A 16,196-nucleotide genomic window follows, 5' to 3' on the forward strand; every position below is an offset into this window, starting at 1 on the left:
GAAAGACGAACGGCCCGGTCCCCTGACGGGGATCGGGCCGTTCGGACGACGCGAGGACGTCGGGTCGATCAGTGGGCGTGCTGGCCGCGAGAGAACTCGAAGACCCAGCCGACGAGGGCGACCGCGGCGAGCGCGATCCCCACGTAGACGAGCCACCAGCCGACAGCAAGGCCGAGGAACACGATCGCGGCCGAGCCGGCGATCGCGAGCGGCCACCAGCTCCACGGGGCGTAGACGCCCTGGTCGCCGGCACCCTGCTCGATGAGACCCTCGGGGTCGTCCTCGGGCCGGGCGTCGATGCGCTTCGCCGTGAGCATGAGGTAGGCACCGATCATCGCGACCAGCGCACCGGTCAGGAGGATGGCGACCGACCCGACGGGCTCCCAGTGGCTCCAGAAGCCGTAGACGAGCCCTGCGGCGATGAAGAACGGCGTCCCGTAGAGGAACAGCTTGTACTCGACCTTCACTTCCCGGCCTCCTCGTCCGTCGTGCCCGTGCGGGGTTCGTCGACGATCGTGGTCGTCGTGGAGTCGCTCGCGCTCTCTGCGCCGCTCAGGCGGTCGAGCGCGACGCTCTTCTCGCCCCGACGGTCAGCCTCGCCGTAGACCTTCTCGAGGACGTTCGGGTTCGGCTCGGCGTGGTCCATCGCCGCGACCTCGGGGTGGTGCAGGTCGAACGCGGGCGACTCGGAGCGGATGCGCGGCAGCGACGTGAAGTTGTGCCGCGGCGGCGGGCTGGACGTCGCCCACTCGAGCGAGCGGCCGTAGCCCCACGGGTCGTCGACCTCGACCTTGGGCGCGTTGCGCCAGGTCGTGTAGACGTTCCAGAGGAAGGGCAGCGTCGAGGCGGCGAGGATGAACGCCCCGACCGTCGAGACCTGGTTCTCCCACGTGAAGCCGTCCGACGGCGCGTAGTCCGCGTAGCGACGCGGCATGCCCTCGACACCCAGCCAGTGCTGGATGAGGAACGTCGTGTGGAAGCCGATGAAGAGCAGCCAGAAGTGCAGCTTGCCGAGGCGCTCGTTGAGCATCCGGCCGGTGAACTTGGGCCACCAGAAGTAGAAGCCCGCGAACATCGCGAACACCACGGTGCCGAACACGACGTAGTGGAAGTGCGCCACCACGAAGTAGGAGTCGGACAGGTGGAAGTCCAGCGCCGGGCTCGACAGGATGACGCCCGTCAGACCACCGAAGAGGAAGGTCACGAGGAAGCCGATCGACCACAGCATCGGTGTCTCGAACGTGAGCTTGCCTCGCCAGAGCGTGCCGATCCAGTTGAAGAACTTCACGCCGGTCGGGACCGCGATGAGCATCGTCATGAACGCGAAGAACGGCAGCAGGACCGCTCCGGTCACGTACATGTGGTGCGCCCACACCGTGACGGAGAGCGCCGCGATGGCGATCGTCGCGTAGACGAGGCCCTTGTAGCCGAAGATCGGCTTGCGGGCGAAGACCGGGAAGATCTCGGACACGATGCCGAAGAACGGCAGCGCGATGATGTAGACCTCAGGGTGCCCGAAGAACCAGAACAGGTGCTGCCAGAGGATCGCTCCCCCGTTCTCGGGGTTGAAGATCTGGGCACCGAAGCGCCGGTCGGCGCCGAGCGCGAAGAGCGCGGCGGCCAGCGGCGGGAACGCCATGAGCACGAGGAGGCTCGTGATGAGCGTGTTCCACGTGAAGATCGGCATGCGGAACATCGTCATGCCGGGTGCGCGCATGGTGATGATCGTCGTGATGAAGTTGACGGCACCGAGGATCGTGCCGAAGCCGGCGAGCGCGAGGCCGAACACCCACAGGTCTCCTCCGAGACCCGGACTGAACGTCGTGTTCGACAGCGGCGCGTACGCGAACCATCCGAACGAGGCCGCGCCCTGCGGCGTGAAGAAGCCGGCCGAGGCGATGAGCCCACCGAAGAGGTACAGCCAGTACGCGAACATGTTCAGTCGCGGGAACGCGACGTCCGGCGCACCGATCTGCAGCGGCATGATGACGTTGGCGAACCCGGCGAACAGCGGGGTCGCGAACAGCAGCAGCATGATCGTGCCGTGCATCGTGAACAGCTGGTTGTACTGCTCCTTGCTCTGCACGAGCTGGATCCCGGGCTCGAAGAGCTCCGCGCGGATCACGAGGGCCATGAGGCCGCCGATGCAGAAGAAGATGAACGACGTGATCAGGTACATGTACCCGATCGTCTTGTGGTCGGTGGACGTGACCCACTTGATCACGGTCCGACCGAGGGTCTGCCGCCGAGGGGCGAGACCGGGGATGACTTCGGCCTGCGCGACCATCAGTGCTCACCCTCCGTGCTAGCAGGGACGGGGTTCGGGTCCTGGAGGCGGCTGAATCCCTCCACCGGGATCTGGCCCTCCTGACCCTTCTCGCGGAGCTCCTCCATCTGCGCGTCGAACTCGGCGCGGTCCACGATCTCGACGTTGAAGAGCATCCCGGAGTGGTGCTCGCCGCAGAGCTCCGCGCACTTGCCGGCGTAGACGCCCTCACGCTGCGGGGTGACCACGAACTCGTTGGTGCGGTGCGGGATCATGTCCAGCTTGTAGAGGAACGCCGGGATCCAGAAGGAGTGGATGACGTCGCGCGAGTCCAGGACGAAGCGGATGCTCTCGCCCGCGGGCAGGTACAGCGTCGGGAGCGCCTCCGACGTGCCCGGGGCCCCGTCGATCTCCGCGTCCTCCGTCATGGTGCCACCGACGTCGGCGAGGTGCTGGCCGGACTCGTAGACGTCCTCGTCCACGTAGTTGAAGTCCCAGCTCCACTGCTTGCCGATGACCTGGACCGTCATGTCGGCCTCCACGTCCTTGTCCACGATCGCGCTCATGTCGCGGTCCGTGTAGAAGAACAGGACGAGGACCATGATGATCGGCACGGCCGTGTACATGATCTCGAGCGGCAGGTGGTACCGCGTCTGGACCGGGAGGCGGTGGTCGTCCTTGCGCTTGCGGTAGGCGGCGACGCACCACAGCATGAGGCCCCACGTGATGACGCCGACGATGAGGGCGGCGATCCACGAGCCGGTCCACAGCGACGTGATCCGGGCGGTCTGGTTGGTCACCTCCCCGTCCTCGTAACCGGGCAGGAACCCGCGCTGGACCGTGTCGCTGGCGCAGCCGGACGCCACCGCAGCGACGGCGACGGCGAGGGCCGTCGCCCGCAGGATGGTGCGCCGTGTGCGGCTAGGGGGTTGCGAGTGCAAGGGGGGCCTTTCACGTCACGTCCTGCCCGAACCCGTCTTTACGAGCCCAGCACAGGACCTTCGTCCTCGACACACGAAGCCTAGCGCGGGATTCCGCCCTTCGTGGCCCGGAACGCGCTGCGGACGGGCGAGATGCGGCACACGTCCTGGCCGGTCAGGACGGGTTCACCACACCCGCGCCAGGTCTGTCAGATCCTTGCCACACCGACGCTCCGGGCGGCGGAGCGGTACCGTGCCGGTGGGGCGTCCGGACGGGCACCGACACCCCGTCGCGGTCCGCGCGAGCGCAACGATCCGACGCCCCGCGGGAGGCCCGCGACGCGTCCACCCGGGCGGGGCCGGTCGGCTCCCCCGGCCCGCGCCGTGCCCCGCGACGCGTCCGCCAGCGCCCTGGAGGCCATGTGACACACACCACCCCCGATCACCGGGTCCGCCTCGACAACGGCGGACGTGCGCCCTGGCACCCGCTCGCGCGCGAGGCCTTCGACCGTGCGCTCGACGACGGCTGGGCCGACCCCCGCCGCCTGCACGCGGAGGGCCGCCGCGCCGCCGCGCTGCTCGACGGCGCGCGCGAGGCCGTCGCCGCCGCGCTCGGCGCGCGGACCGAGGAGGTGCACCTCACACCGACCCACACGGCGTCGCTGCACACCGCCGTCGCCGCGCTCGCCGGGGGACGCGCGCGCGTCGGCCGGCGGGTCGTCGTGGGCGCGGTCGAGCGTGCCGCGGTCCTGCACGCCGCCGAGCACGGCGGGCTCGAGCGGGAGGTCGTGGGCGTCGACCGCGCCGGTCGGGTCGATGCCGACGCGATGTCCGACGCCGTCGCACGACCGGGCGTCGCGCTCGCCGCGCTCCAGCTCGCGAACGGCGAGGTGGGCACACGCCAGCCCGTCGCGGCGGTGCACGAGGCCGCGCGCGCCGCAGGCGTCCCCCTCCTCGTCGACGCGGGGGCGAGCGTCGGCCACGACACGGTCCCGGCGGCGTGGGACGCGCTGGCCGCCGACCCTGCCGACTGGGGCGGAGGTCCCGGGGTCGGGGTCCTGGCGATCCGTTCCCGCGTACGACGGCGCAGCCCGTTCCCGGAGGACCCCGACCCCTGGGCACCCGGCGGGGTGTCCGTGCCCGCGGCGTTCGCGGCCGCCGTCGCGCTCCAGGCGGTGCTGGCGGACCGCGAGGCCGAGGACGCCCGGCGGCGCGCCCTCGTCGACCGGGTCCGCGCGCGCGTCGCCGAGATCCCCGACGTCGAGGTGGTCGGCGACCCGGTCGACCGCCTGCCGCACGTCGTGACGTTCTCGTTCCTCTACGTGGACGGCGAGGCGCTGCTCACCGACCTCGACCGCGAGGGCGTCGCCGTCGGGTCGGGCTCCGCGTGCACGTCGAGCACGCTCGAGCCGTCGCACGTGCTCGCGGCGATGGGTGTGCTCACGCACGGCAACGTGCGCGTCGCGCTCGACCGGTCCACGAGCGAGGCGGACGTCGACCGCCTGCTCGACGCGCTGCCGGGGGCGGTCGCGCGCGTGCGCGCCACGCTGGGGGTGCAGGGCCTGTGACGGACGAGGCTCCCGAGGTGGTGGACGCGCGCGGGCTGCGCTGCCCGCTCCCGGTGATCCGGGTCGCCGCGGCGGCGCGCGACCGGCCACCGGGCACGCGCCTCACCGTGTGGTCGACCGACCCTGCCGCGCGGCTCGACGTCCCGGCCTGGGCGCGGATGCGCGGCCACGCGGTGGTCGACGAGGTGCCGCTCCCCCGGGCCACCGAGACGGGCGACGCCGCCGACGCCTGGGCCATCACGGTCGAGCTCGGCGCCTGAGGGCGGTCGCGCACCGGACGACGCGAGCCCGGCCACCCGCGGGGCGGGTGACCGGGCTCGTGCGGTCGTGGTCGGCGTGCGCGCGGCACGCCGGGCGGGTCAGCTGAAAGAGCCGCCGCAGGCGCAGGCGCTGCCCGCGTTGGGGTTGTCGATCGTGAAGCCCTGCTTCTCGATCGTGTCCGCGAAGTCGATCGTCGCGCCCTCGAGGTAGGGGACGCTCATCTTGTCGACCACGACCTCGACGCCGTCGTAGTCGCGCAGCGCGTCGCCGTCGAGCACGCGCTCGTCGAAGTAGAGCTGGTAGATCAGGCCGGAGCAGCCGCCGGGCTGCACCGCGACACGCAGGCGCAGGTCGTCACGACCCTCCTGCTCGAGGAGGGTGCGGACCTTGTCCGCGGCCCCGTCGGTCAGGTTGACGCCGTGCGTGGCAATGTCGGTGGTCTCGCTCATCTCGTCTCCGCGCTGTCGGGGGCAGTGCTGCCCCGGTGGTGGCCGGCTTCTACGGACCTCTCGAGAGAGATCCCGTCAGGTCCTCAACACCACTCGTGCCGGTCGTGTTCCCGAGTCTACGACCACCCGGCGGCGTACGGTCGAACGGAGCCCGCGCCGCACCGGTGACGCGGCCCGCCGACGGGAGACGCATGGACCAGTCGCTGCACTTCGTCACGGTCGCCACCCGCGACCTCGACGCCGCGCGGAGCTTCTACGGGGCGCTCGGCTGGACCGCGCAGCTCGACGTGCCCGGCGAGATCGTGTTCTACCGCTCCGCGGCGGGCCAGCTCCTCGGCTTCTTCGACGAGGAGGCCTTCGTACGCGACTTGGGCACCCCGGACGCGACGCCCGCCACGACGGGTCTCACGCTCTCGCACAACGTGGCAGACCGGGCCGCGGTGGTCGAGCTCGTGCAGGCGATGGTCGCCGCGGGCGGGACCGTCCGCAAGGAGCCGCAGGAGGGCGAGTTCGGCGGCGTCTTCCACGCCCACGTCGCCGACCCCAACGGCCTGGTGTGGGAGGTCGCGCACAACCCGGCCTGGTCCGTCCGCGCGGACGGGACGGTCGACCTCGGCTGAGACGCCCCGTCGTCAGCCGCGCGACCACGTGCGCGCGACGCGCTCCACGAGGGCGCGCGGGTCGCCGTCGCCCCACGGGTACGCGCCGCTCAGCCCCGCGGCGGCCTGCTCGCGCCGCCCGGCGACGACCGCGCGCCCCAGCACGACGACGGGGAGCGCGTGCCGGCCCGCCCGCGAGGCGACCTCGTGCACCGTCCCGTCCCCCAGCTCGTGCGCCCCGAGCTCGTCCACGAGCACGACGACGACGTCCGCAGCGGCGAGGCGAGCGTCCAGCCCCAGGTCGTCGGCCACCACGCGCAGCGCGGGCACGAGCCGGCCGCCCAGCGCCACGACGGCGTGGGCGAGCCCGCCCCCGCTCCCGGCCCCCGGCAGACCCGCCAGGCGACGGCCCGCCGTCGACGCGGCGAAGAGGTCCCGCCCGGCGAGCGCGCCGCCGGGGTCCCTGTCGTCCGCCGCCACGCGGTCGACGGCGGACGCCACGTCGTGCGCGACCGCGCCCAGCGCGCGCTCGAGGTGCTGGGCCACCGCAGGGTCCACGCCGCGGGGGCCGAGCGCCGCGCTCGCCCCGTGCAGCCCCAGCAGCGGGACGTCGGTCGCGACGGCCGCCACGAGGTCGGTGCCGCCCAGCGCGGCCCGCGCGGTGCGCACGACGTCGGCGGGGACGGCGGTCGGGAGGCCTCCGACGCGCTCCGGCCCCCCTGCGAGCGCCAGGAGCGCGCCGAGCCCGCCGTCGTGGCTCGTGCTCCCACCGGTGGCGAGGACGACGCGTCCGGGCGCCCCGTCCGGTCCGCGCGCGGCCTCGGCCGCGAGCGCCAGGAGGTGCCCGACGGCGGTCGAGGACCGGGCGGGCACGGTCACCGCTCCCGCGTCGCCCTCGAGCAGCTCGCCCGCGCCGGTCGCGGGCACCTGGGAGGCGTCGACGTACACGGTCCGGCGCGTGCCGTCGCCGTCGCCGCCCGGTGCCCGACGGCGGACCGCGACGGGGACGTCGTTCCCGCCCGGCCCCGGGACCACCCCGGCGAGGACCTCGGCCGCGACGGGCGCGACCGCGTCGAGGAACGCCGGCCCGGACGCCGCGAGCGCCACGGTCTCGACCGTGGCGTGCGGCGCCCACCAGCCCGTGACGTCGTCGAGCATCGGCCCGGCGGGGGCGGGTGGCGACGAGGACTCCCCGGCCGGCCACGCGCCGTCGGGCACGGGCGGGACGGCGGACCCGGTGAGCAGCACGCGCATGCCCGGATTGTGCCAGGGCCAGGGCCGTCCGGTCCCCGCGGGACGCCCGCTCGACCGTGGCGGCGCTGTGCGACGATGGTCCCGTGAGCACTGGTAGCACCTTGCTGTCGTCCGTGAGCGGGCCGAACACCTCGCGCCAGGGCGGGTTCGCCGAGCCCAGTCCTTCCGCCCTGCTCCTGCTGGGCCAGGGCCGTGACCTCGCGTCCGAGCGCGGGGTCGAGTGCGTGGGCGACCTGCCCGCGCCGAGCGACCCCGACCTCGTGGAGCGCGCCCGGGTGGCGCGCGCCGCGCTGGGCGAGCGCGCGTTCGTCCTGGGTCACCACTACCAGCGCGACGAGGTCATCGACTTCGCCGACGTGACGGGCGACTCGTTCAAGCTCGCGCGCGAGGCCGCGGCGCGGCCCGAGGCGGAGTTCATCCTGTTCTGCGGCGTGCACTTCATGGCCGAGAGCGCGGACATCCTCACGTCGGACACGCAGCAGGTCGTGCTGCCGGACCTCGCCGCCGGCTGCTCGATGGCGGACATGGCGGCGATCGACCAGGTCGAGGACGCGTGGGACGTGCTCGAGGAGGTCGGCATCGCCGACTCGACGATCCCCGTGACGTACATGAACTCCTCCGCCGCGATCAAGGCGTTCACGGGTCGCCACGGCGGCACGGTGTGCACGTCGTCCAACGCGGAGGTCGCGCTCCGCTGGGCGTTCGACCAGGTCGGTGGCGTGGACGGCACGGGCAAGGTGCTGTTCCTGCCGGACCAGCACCTCGGCCGCAACACCGCGGTGCTCAAGCTCGCGATGTCGCTCGACGACTGCGTCGTGTTCGACCCGCGCAAGCCGAACGGCGGCCTCACGGACGCCGAGCTGCGCGACGCGCGCATGATCCTGTGGCGCGGGCACTGCTCGGTGCACGGTCGGTTCTCCGCGAAGAACGTGAGCGACATGCGCGCCGCGGTGCCGGACGTCAACGTGCTCGTGCACCCGGAGTGCAAGAACGAGGTCGTCACGGCCGCGGACTTCGTCGGGTCGACGGAGTACATCATCAAGATGCTCGACGCCGCCGAGCCGGGCTCGTCGTGGGCGATCGGGACCGAGCTCAACCTGGTGCGCCGCGTCGCGCGCGCCCACCCGGACAAGCAGGTGCACTACCTCGACTCGACGGTGTGCTTCTGCTCGACGATGAACCGGATCGACCTGCCGCACCTCGTGTGGGCGATGGAGTCGCTCGTCGCGGGCCGTGTGGTGAACCGGATCGTCGTGGACGCCGACGACGCGCACTGGGCGCGCGTCGCGCTCGACCAGATGCTCGCCCTGCCGGGCATCTAGGCAGTACCCGCCGGGCTCCCACCGCACCCGGCGGCGACGTCCGGGGCACGCGGAGGTGGCCATGAGCACCGGGAACGGGATGAACGTCGGGATCTTCGTCTTCGACGAGGCGGAGGAGCTCGACGTCGCCGGGCCGTTCGAGGTGCTGTCCGCCTGGGCCGAGCACTCCGCGCTCAAGCCGCACGTGTCCACGTTCTCCTGGGACGGCGGCGGCGTGCGGCTCGCCAAGGGGTTGCGCCTGCTCCCGGATCGCTCGGCGGACGACGTCGGTCCCCTGCACCTGCTGGTCTACCCCGGCGGGTGGGGGACGCGCTCGCTCCTCGCGGACCGCGTGCACCTCGAGTGGCTGCGCGCGATGCGCGCCCAGACCCCGGTCATCGCGAGCGTGTGCACGGGCTCGCTCGTGCTCGCGGCGGCGGGGCTGCTCTCGGGGCGGCCCGCGACGACGCACTGGGAGCACTACGACGAGCTCGCGGAGATCGATCCGAGCGTCGTGGTCGACACCGAGGCGCGGTTCGTCGACGACGGCGACGTCGTCACGTCCGCGGGCGTGTCCGCGGGGATCGACATGGCGCTGCACCTGGTCGCGCGCCTGGAGAGCGACGACGTCGCGCGCGCGGTGCGCCGAGCGATCCAGTACGACCCCCACCCGCCGGTCTGAGACCGGCGCGATCTCCCGGGGCTCAGGCGCCTCCGACGACCGCCCTGCGCGCCGAGGCCGCGTAGCGGCCTGACCGGTGGGCCCAGACGTCGAAGACGACGGTGCAGAAGGGCGGGACCGTCGCGGCGAGCGCGAGGAACGTCGTCCAGAGCGACCAGCGGACGCGCACCGCGACGAGCACGGCGAGCGCCACGTAGACGAGCACGAGGGCGCCGTGGATCGGCCCGAAGATCTCCACGCCGCGCTCGGTCGTGCCGGCGACCCACTTCAGGTACATGCCGACGAGCAGCCCGGCCCAGGAGAACGCCTCGGCGATGGCGACCGCCCGGAAGGCGCGGACCTGCCACGGGTGTGCCGGGGCGGGAGACCCGGTGTCGGCGGTGGCGGTGGGGCGAGGGGCGGGGCTCGTCGTCGTCACGGCGCGCATCCTCGCACACGGAGATGACAGACCTTCCCGGACGTCGGCGGCGCCAAGTACCCGATACCGCTGGTGCGGGGTAGTAGCCTGCCCGGGTGACCCGCCAGATCCAGCTCCTCGTCGCCAGCACGATGCCGCGCAAGGCCGTGCCGGGCCGCGGTGTCCTCGAGCCGTCCGTCACCCGGATGCGCGTGCACCCAGGCGACCTCGACTTCTACCTGCACGTCAACAACGGGACGTACCTGCAGATGATGGACGTCGCGCGCAGCAACTTCATCGCCGACCTCGGCGGGTTCCCCCTGCTCAAGGAGAAGGGCTGGTACCCCGTCGTCGCGGCATCGACCATGAAGTACCGCCGCTCGCTCCAGCTCTGGGACCGCTTCGAGATCGCGACGCGCGTCCTCGGCTGGGACGAGCGGGTCGTCTACCTCGAGCAGGTGTTCTCGCGCGGCGGCGACCTGTGCGCGCGCGGCCTCGTCGCGGGCCGGTTCCTCGCGCGCGGGTCCGGCGACCGGATCGCCGCGCCCGCCGTGGTCGGGCTCCTGGGCGGCGACGTCGCCTCTCCCGAGCTCCCGGACGACGTCGCCCGGTGGTCCCGGGCGGTCGACGTCGCGCACCGCGGCTGACCGCCCGGCACCCTGGTCGCGCGCGGGGTCGGGTGCTTCGATGGCTCGGTGACCGCCGACCGAGCACCTGACCCCGATCCGTCCCCGGACCACCCCGCCACCGACCCGTTCGACGCGACCATGGTCCCGGCCCTGCCGTGCCGGGACATCGACGAGCTGCGCGACTTCTGGACCGCGCTCGGCTTCGACGTGACCTACCGCCAGCAGCGGCCCAACCCGTACCTCGCGGTGCGGCGCGGCGGCGTGGACATCCACTACTTCGGGCTCGACGGGATCGAGCCGCAGGACAGCTACAGCACGTGCATCGTCGTCGTCGAGGACACGGAACCCGTTTTCGAGGCGTTCGCCGCGGGGCTGCGCGCCCGCTACGGACGCCTGCCGCTCACGGGCTTCCCCCGCATCACGCGCCCGCGACGCCGTGCCAACGCGGGCGGCACGACGGGCTTCAGCCTCGTGGACCCCGCCGGCAACTGGGTCCGCGTGATGCGCCGCTCCCCCGCCGCGGGGGCGCCGGCCACGGACGCGGCCGGGACGTCCGCCGTCGACGCCTACGCCGCCCGCCCCGAGGGGCGGCTCGCCCGGGCGCTGGACGACGCCGTCGTGCAGGCGGACTCGCACGGTGACCCCGTCCAGGGGCGCAAGATCCTCGCGGGCGCGCTGCGGCGTGCCGGGGACGACGCCGATCCGGCGGACCGTGTGCGCGCCCTCGCCTACCTGGCCGAGCTCGCCGTCCGCGCGGGCGACCCCGACGCGGCCCGCACCCACCTCGACGACCTCGACGCGCTGGCGGGCTCCCTCGCCCCCGACGCGCCCGCCGCCGTCCGGACGGCCCTCGCCGAGGCGGCGGACCTGCGGACGGCGCTCCCCGGCTGACCGGGCGAGCGCCGCCGCGCGGGAACGCGGGCGCGGGTCAGGCGACCGCGCCGCCGAGCCGGGCGAGCAGGAGCGCCTCGGCGAGCACGACCTTCTCGAGCTCGCCGAGGTGCACCGACTCGTTCGCGCCGTGCGCGCGCGAGTCCGGGTCCTCGACGCCCGTCACGAGGATCGCCGCGTCGGGGAACACCTCGAGCAGATCGGCGATGAACGGGATCGACCCGCCCACGCCGATGTCGACCGGGTCGGTGCCCCACGACGTCGCGAACGCCCACCGCGCGGCCCGCATCGCCTCGGAGTCGCCGGGAGCGAGGAACGGCTTGCCCTGCTCGCCGTCGCGCACCGTGACGTGCGCGCCGAGCGGCGCGCTCGACTCCAGGTGCGTGCGCAGCGCCGCCATCGCGACGGCCGGGTCCTGCCCGGGCGCGAGGCGCACCGAGAGCTTGGCGGTGGCGCGCGGGGTGAGCGTGTTGGACGCGTGCGCGACGCTCGGCGCGTCGAGCCCGATGACGGCGATCGCGGGCTTGGTCCACAGCCGCCCCGCGATGCTGCCCTCGCCGGCGAGCACGGTGCCGTCGAGGAGCGAGGAGTCCGCCCGGAAGTCGGCCTCGGCGTAGTCGACGGTCGGCTCGGCCGCCGTGACCAGCCCCGGCACGGCGACGTTGCCCGCGTCGTCGTGCAGGGTCGTGATCAGCCGCGCGAGCAGCGTCACCGCGTCGAGCACGGGTCCGCCGAACATGCCCGAGTGCACCGCGTGGTCGAGCACCGCCACCTCGACCTCGCAGTCCACGAGGCCGCGCAGCGACGTCGTGAGCGCCGGGACGCCGATCTTCCAGTTCGACGAGTCCGCGACGACGATGACGTCCGCCGCGAGCAGGTCGCGGTACTGCGTGAGGAACGGCAGGAACGTCGGCGAGCCGATCTCCTCCTCGCCCTCGACGAAGACCGTCACCCCGACCGGGAGATCGCCGAGCGCTGTGCTCGCAGCCAGAGCACGCAGCGCGCCCAGGTGCGCCACGACGCCCGCCTTGTCGTCGGCCGCGCCGCGGCCGTACAGGCGCCCGTCGCGCTCGGTCGGCTCGAACGGGTCGGTCTCCCACGTGGCGGCGTCGCCCGGGGGCTGCACGTCGTGGTGCGCGTACAGCAGGACGGTCGGGGCGCCGTCGGGCGCGGGGCGGCGGGCGACGACGGCGGGCGCACCCTCCGTGCCGTCGGCGGTCCGGGCGCACAGCACCTGCACCTCGGGCAGGCCGGCGTCGCGCAGGAGCGCGGCCACGGCGTCCGCGCTCGCGGCGACGTGCGCCTGGTCGAACGCGGCGTTCGAGACGCTGGGCACGCGCACGAGGGACTCGAGGTCCGCGCGCAGCGCGGGGAACAGGCGGGCCACGGCTTCGCGGAGGGTGGCTGCGAGCTCGTGGCCGGGCGCGGCGTCGGGCGCGGTGCCGGACGCGGTGCCGGGCACAGGGACGGTGGGGTCGGGTGAGTTCGTCACGACGAGCACCGTACGACACCACGTGCCGCCGGTCCTGGGACCGGCGTCCGGCACTGCCCCGGCTCGACTACCCTGGAGGGGTGTTCTCCCGCAACAAGCCCGCCGCGACGTCCGCCGCCCCCGACCCCGTCGAGCAGGCGGCCGAGATCGAGGCAGCCGGCAAGGGCCGCCCGACGCCCAAGCGCAAGGTCTCCGAGGCCGCGAACAAGCGACCCCTCGTGCCGAACGACCGTCGCGCCGCCGCCAAGTCCGCGCGGGAGAAGCAGCGAGAGATGCGCGACCGTCAGTACCAGGCGATGCAGACGGGCGACGAGCGCTACCTGCCGCCGCGCGACAAGGGGCCGGTCAAGCGCTACGTGCGCGACTACGTCGACGCGCGCTGGAACCTCGGCGAGTTCTTCCTGCCCGTCGCCCTGGTGTTCATCGTCTTCTCGTTCCTCACCGCGCAGAACCAGGACCTCGCGTTCCTCACGGTGATGACGCTCTACGTCATCGTGCTCCTGACGGTCGTCGACGGCTTCATCATGTGGCGGCGCCTGCGCAAGCGGCTGCTCGCGAAGTTCGGGGAGATCCCCAAGGGCACGACGATGTACGCCGTGATGCGCGCGTTCCAGCTCCGCCGGGCCCGTCTGCCCAAGCCGATCCACAAGAAGCACGGCGTCTTCCCGGAGTAGCCGCCCGCGGGCTGTGCCCACGGTCCCGCTAGCCTCGACGTCATGTCGCAGCGCGTGACCGACCTCGAGAGCTTCACGCCCTGGATCCCCGACGCGGTCGTCGACGACCTGCGTGCGAGACTGCGGGCGACCCGGTGGGTCGACGCACCGGACGACCTGGGGTGGGGCGCGGGCACCGACGTCGCGTACCTGCGCGACCTGGTCGTGTACTGGGCCGACGGCTTCGACTTCGCCGCGCACCGGGCCCAGCTCGCCGTACTCCCGAGCCGGCGCGCGACGATCGAGGGGTCGCGCGTCCACTTCCTCCACGCGCTCTCGTCCGCACGGCGCGACGGCGCTCCCCCGCTCCCGCTGCTGCTCGCTCACGGCTGGCCGGACTCCGCGTGGCGGTACCGCAAGGTCGTGCCGCTCCTGACCGCCCCGGACTCCGGCACGACCACGGGCGACGCGGGCCGACGCACCTTCGACCTCGTCGTGCCCGACATGCCCGGCTTCGGCTTCTCCGACGTCCCCGCCGGCCCGACGCCGGACAACCGCGCGGTCGCCGCCCTGTGGGCGGAGCTCATGAGCGCGCTGGGCTACGACCGGTTCCTCGTGGCGGGCGGCGACATGGGCAGCCACGTCGCCCGGTTCCTCGCGCTCGACTTTCCCGACCGGGTGATCGCCGTGCACCGCACCGACGCCGGGCTGCCGGTGTTCACGGGCGACCCCGCCTCGCTCACGCAGGAGGAGCGCGACTGGCTCGAGGAGAGCGCGCGGTGGCGCGCCACCGAGGGCGCCTACGCGGCCGTGCAGAGCACCAAGCCCCAGACCCTCGCGGTGGGTCTCACGGACTCCCCCGCGGGGCTCGCAGCCTGGGTCGTCGAGAAGCTGCGGTCGTGGAGCGACTGCGACGGTGACCTCGAGTCCGTCTACACGCGTGACGAGGTCCTCGCGCTCCTCACCGAGCACTGGGCGGCCGACAACGTCGGGGCCGGCGTCCGCGCCTACCGTGCCAACGCCGCGCTCCCCCGCGAGCAGCTCGCTCGCTACGTCGAGGTGCCATCCGGGTTCTCCGTGTTCGCCGGCGACGTCGTCCGGCCTCCTCGAGCGTGGCTCGATCGCGTCGCAAACACCGTCTACGCGACCGAACCGCCGCGCGGCGGCCACTTCGCCCCGTTCGAGCAGCCCGAGAGCTACGCCCGCGAGCTGCGCTCTTTCGTCGACCGGCTGTAGCGACGCCCGCGGCAAGGAGCGGTACCTCGTCATCGTCGGCCAGGGCCGTCGTGACCCGGAGACGGGCGAGGTCGTCGAGCTCCTGGGGTACTTCGTCGACATCACCTCCACGGTGGCCGCCGGCGGGGAGGAGCGGGCCCACCGCGACATCGCGGCGGCCGCGGCAGGACGCGGACCGATCGAGCAGGCGAAGGGCATCCTCGTCGCGACGCGCGGCATCGACCCGGACGAGGCGTTCGCGCTGCTCAAGCGCGCGTCGAACGACAAGAACGTCCGCCTGCGAGACCTCGCGCGCGTCGTCGTCGACGAGGCGGCGCGCTCGGGTGAGGACTGCGCCGAACGCGTCGCCGCCGTCCTGCGCTAGGCGACCGAGCACGCGAGCCCCGCCCCTCACTCCGAGGGGCGGGGCTCGCTCGTCGTGCCCGGAGGTCGACGACGTCGGAACGCCCGGGTCGCCCGGCCGCGCGCGCCGCCGGTCGGACCGGGCGGAGCCACCACGGGTGCTCGTGCTCACCGGCGTGCATCCGCGAGCGCGGTTCGCCCGGAAGGAGGGGTGGGCGTCACCGCGGCGCCCGGCAGGTGTACTGCCTCGTGTGGAGATGGAAGGACTCGATGATGACCCTTCGACGCGCACTTCGACGCTCGGTCGCAGCCGTGGGCGCCGCGGCGTTCGGGCTGGCGGGCTTGGCGGCCGCCCAACCCGCCACCGCGAGCACGACGGGGACGACGGGGACGACGGGGACGACCAGCCTGGCCCAGGTGCTGGCGGCCGACGGCGACACGTTCGACCGCAACCCGTACGACGTCGACGTCCTCGACCAGGCGGTGGCCGCGGTACTCGCGGCCAAGCCCGCGAGCCCGGTCGCCGTGCTCGCGGACGGCACCGTGCCCCTGACGGCCTTCGTCCCGAACGACCGCGCGTTCCAGCTCTTCGCATGGGACCTCACGCACCGGTGGCCGCGCACCGAGCAGGCCGCGCTCGAGGCGATCGCGGGAGCGGTCGGGATCGACGCGGTCGAGCAGGTCCTGCTGTACCACGTCGTCCCGGGGGTCACGATCGACGCCCGCACGGCGCTGCGGTCGGACGACGCCGTGCTCACGACGGCGCAGGGTGCCGGCGTGCGGGTGGACGTCCTCAGCCGCTGGGTGCCGCTGGTCCGCCTGGTCGACCGGGACCGCAACGACGTCGACCCGTTCCTGATCAGGTCGCAGCTCGACCTGAACAAGGGCAACCTGCAGATCGCGCACGGCATCACCGCCGTCCTGCGCCCCGTGGACCTCTAGTCGGCCGGCGGGAACCGGACGGGTGCGGCGGGGCGCGGACGCGCTTCGCCGCACCCGCCGGCACGCCTCCTGGACGCGCGGTCCCGTCCAAAGCGACGGCGACCAGGTCAGGAGAGCCGGAACGACGCCCGGTAGCTCCGAGTCAGGTCAGTGCGTCGGCCAATGCCGGCTGGACGTGGCTCGACGTCACCGACGCCGTCGCCGGCCAGGCACAAGGACGCGCCTTCCGCGCCGTCCAGACGGCTGCCGACGGGCGCGGGCGATCGAGCAGGCCGAGGGCGTCCTCATCGTTACCTAGGGCGTCGATGAGGACG

The 16,196-nt window shown here is 73.5% G+C and carries 18 protein-coding genes; 11 read left to right on the forward strand and 7 right to left on the reverse strand.

Annotated features, from left to right (window positions below):
• Positions 1–68 precede the first annotated feature (68 nt).
• The 3 genes from ACN9MS_RS12335 to coxB are packed head-to-tail and all read right to left on the reverse strand — an operon-like array spanning position 69 to position 3,207.
• Positions 69–467, reverse strand: a complete 399-nt coding sequence (locus ACN9MS_RS12335; RefSeq protein ID WP_047234280.1) for a cytochrome c oxidase subunit 4 — start codon at positions 465–467, stop codon at positions 69–71.
• Positions 464–2,287 carry an aa3-type cytochrome oxidase subunit I gene (gene ctaD, locus ACN9MS_RS12340; RefSeq protein ID WP_237843011.1) on the reverse strand — a complete coding sequence of 608 codons (1,824 nt, stop codon included), beginning with the start codon at positions 2,285–2,287 and terminating at the stop codon, positions 464–466. The genes ACN9MS_RS12335 and ctaD overlap by 4 nt, the downstream gene beginning before the upstream one ends.
• Positions 2,287–3,207: an aa3-type cytochrome oxidase subunit II gene (coxB, locus tag ACN9MS_RS12345; RefSeq protein ID WP_141391288.1), complete on the reverse strand. Its 921-nt coding sequence runs from the start codon at positions 3,205–3,207 to the stop codon at positions 2,287–2,289. The genes ctaD and coxB overlap by 1 nt, the downstream gene beginning before the upstream one ends.
• Before the next feature lie 401 nt (positions 3,208–3,608).
• On the opposite strand from coxB, the gene ACN9MS_RS12350 reads away from it, so the two are divergent.
• Entirely contained in the window at positions 3,609–4,754 is a 1,146-nt protein-coding gene (locus tag ACN9MS_RS12350; protein WP_426308866.1) for a cysteine desulfurase family protein, read from the forward strand.
• The gene (locus ACN9MS_RS12355; RefSeq protein ID WP_426308867.1) at positions 4,751–5,014 is read left to right on the forward strand and encodes a sulfurtransferase TusA family protein; all 264 of its coding nucleotides are present in this window, start codon (positions 4,751–4,753) and stop codon (positions 5,012–5,014) included. The genes ACN9MS_RS12350 and ACN9MS_RS12355 overlap by 4 nt, the downstream gene beginning before the upstream one ends.
• 99 nt (positions 5,015–5,113) lie before the next feature.
• Here the strand turns inward: ACN9MS_RS12355 and erpA are convergent, their stop codons facing one another.
• On the reverse strand, positions 5,114–5,464 hold the full coding sequence (gene erpA, locus ACN9MS_RS12360) for an iron-sulfur cluster insertion protein ErpA (protein ID WP_047234275.1): 351 nt from the start codon (positions 5,462–5,464) through the stop codon (positions 5,114–5,116).
• A gap of 191 nt (positions 5,465–5,655) precedes the next feature.
• On the opposite strand from erpA, the gene ACN9MS_RS12365 reads away from it, so the two are divergent.
• Positions 5,656–6,084 carry a VOC family protein gene (locus ACN9MS_RS12365; protein WP_426308868.1) on the forward strand — a complete coding sequence of 143 codons (429 nt, stop codon included), beginning with the start codon at positions 5,656–5,658 and terminating at the stop codon, positions 6,082–6,084.
• A gap of 12 nt (positions 6,085–6,096) precedes the next feature.
• Here ACN9MS_RS12365 and ACN9MS_RS12370 read toward each other — a convergent pair whose 3' ends face one another.
• The gene (locus ACN9MS_RS12370; protein ID WP_426308869.1) at positions 6,097–7,317 is read right to left on the reverse strand and encodes a glycerate kinase; all 1,221 of its coding nucleotides are present in this window, start codon (positions 7,315–7,317) and stop codon (positions 6,097–6,099) included.
• A gap of 113 nt (positions 7,318–7,430) precedes the next feature.
• Here ACN9MS_RS12370 and nadA point away from each other — a divergent pair, with 113 nt between their 5' ends.
• Together nadA and ACN9MS_RS12380 are read left to right on the forward strand one after the other, a co-directional pair.
• Positions 7,431–8,639 carry a quinolinate synthase NadA gene (nadA, locus tag ACN9MS_RS12375; RefSeq protein ID WP_053371366.1) on the forward strand — a complete coding sequence of 403 codons (1,209 nt, stop codon included), beginning with the start codon at positions 7,431–7,433 and terminating at the stop codon, positions 8,637–8,639.
• Between the two features lie 61 nt (positions 8,640–8,700).
• Positions 8,701–9,300: a DJ-1/PfpI family protein gene (locus tag ACN9MS_RS12380; protein ID WP_426308870.1), complete on the forward strand. Its 600-nt coding sequence runs from the start codon at positions 8,701–8,703 to the stop codon at positions 9,298–9,300.
• A 22-nt stretch (positions 9,301–9,322) separates the two neighbouring features.
• On the opposite strand, the gene ACN9MS_RS12385 is transcribed toward ACN9MS_RS12380, so the two are convergent.
• Positions 9,323–9,718: a DUF3817 domain-containing protein gene (locus ACN9MS_RS12385; protein ID WP_426308871.1), complete on the reverse strand. Its 396-nt coding sequence runs from the start codon at positions 9,716–9,718 to the stop codon at positions 9,323–9,325.
• Between the two features lie 95 nt (positions 9,719–9,813).
• On the opposite strand from ACN9MS_RS12385, the gene ACN9MS_RS12390 reads away from it, so the two are divergent.
• Positions 9,814–10,344 (forward strand): acyl-CoA thioesterase, encoded by a 531-nt coding sequence (locus ACN9MS_RS12390; protein ID WP_426308872.1) that lies wholly within the window; start codon positions 9,814–9,816, stop codon positions 10,342–10,344.
• A gap of 48 nt (positions 10,345–10,392) precedes the next feature.
• Complete coding sequence (locus ACN9MS_RS12395; protein ID WP_426308873.1) at positions 10,393–11,217, forward strand: hypothetical protein; 825 nt, start codon at positions 10,393–10,395, stop codon at positions 11,215–11,217.
• Positions 11,218–11,254: 37 nt separating this feature from the next.
• On the opposite strand, the gene ACN9MS_RS12400 is transcribed toward ACN9MS_RS12395, so the two are convergent.
• Positions 11,255–12,709 (reverse strand): dipeptidase, encoded by a 1,455-nt coding sequence (locus ACN9MS_RS12400; protein WP_426308874.1) that lies wholly within the window; start codon positions 12,707–12,709, stop codon positions 11,255–11,257.
• 80 nt (positions 12,710–12,789) lie between these two features.
• Here ACN9MS_RS12400 and ACN9MS_RS12405 point away from each other — a divergent pair, with 80 nt between their 5' ends.
• From ACN9MS_RS12405 to ACN9MS_RS12420, 4 genes are all read left to right on the forward strand, one after another.
• Positions 12,790–13,383, forward strand: coding sequence for a DUF3043 domain-containing protein (locus ACN9MS_RS12405; protein ID WP_426308875.1), 594 nt, complete (start codon positions 12,790–12,792; stop codon positions 13,381–13,383).
• A 42-nt stretch (positions 13,384–13,425) separates the two neighbouring features.
• Positions 13,426–14,598, forward strand: a complete 1,173-nt coding sequence (locus ACN9MS_RS12410; protein WP_426308876.1) for an epoxide hydrolase family protein — start codon at positions 13,426–13,428, stop codon at positions 14,596–14,598.
• Positions 14,599–14,710: 112 nt separating this feature from the next.
• Positions 14,711–14,962, forward strand: coding sequence for an ANTAR domain-containing protein (locus ACN9MS_RS12415; RefSeq protein WP_426308877.1), 252 nt, complete (start codon positions 14,711–14,713; stop codon positions 14,960–14,962).
• A 251-nt stretch (positions 14,963–15,213) separates the two neighbouring features.
• On the forward strand, positions 15,214–15,882 hold the full coding sequence (locus tag ACN9MS_RS12420; RefSeq protein ID WP_426308878.1) for a fasciclin domain-containing protein: 669 nt from the start codon (positions 15,214–15,216) through the stop codon (positions 15,880–15,882).
• Positions 15,883–16,196 lie beyond the last annotated feature (314 nt).

It is taken from the genome of Cellulosimicrobium sp. E-16 (assembly GCF_049913115.1).
In the GTDB taxonomy this organism is placed as follows: Bacteria; Actinomycetota; Actinomycetes; order Actinomycetales; family Cellulomonadaceae; genus Cellulosimicrobium.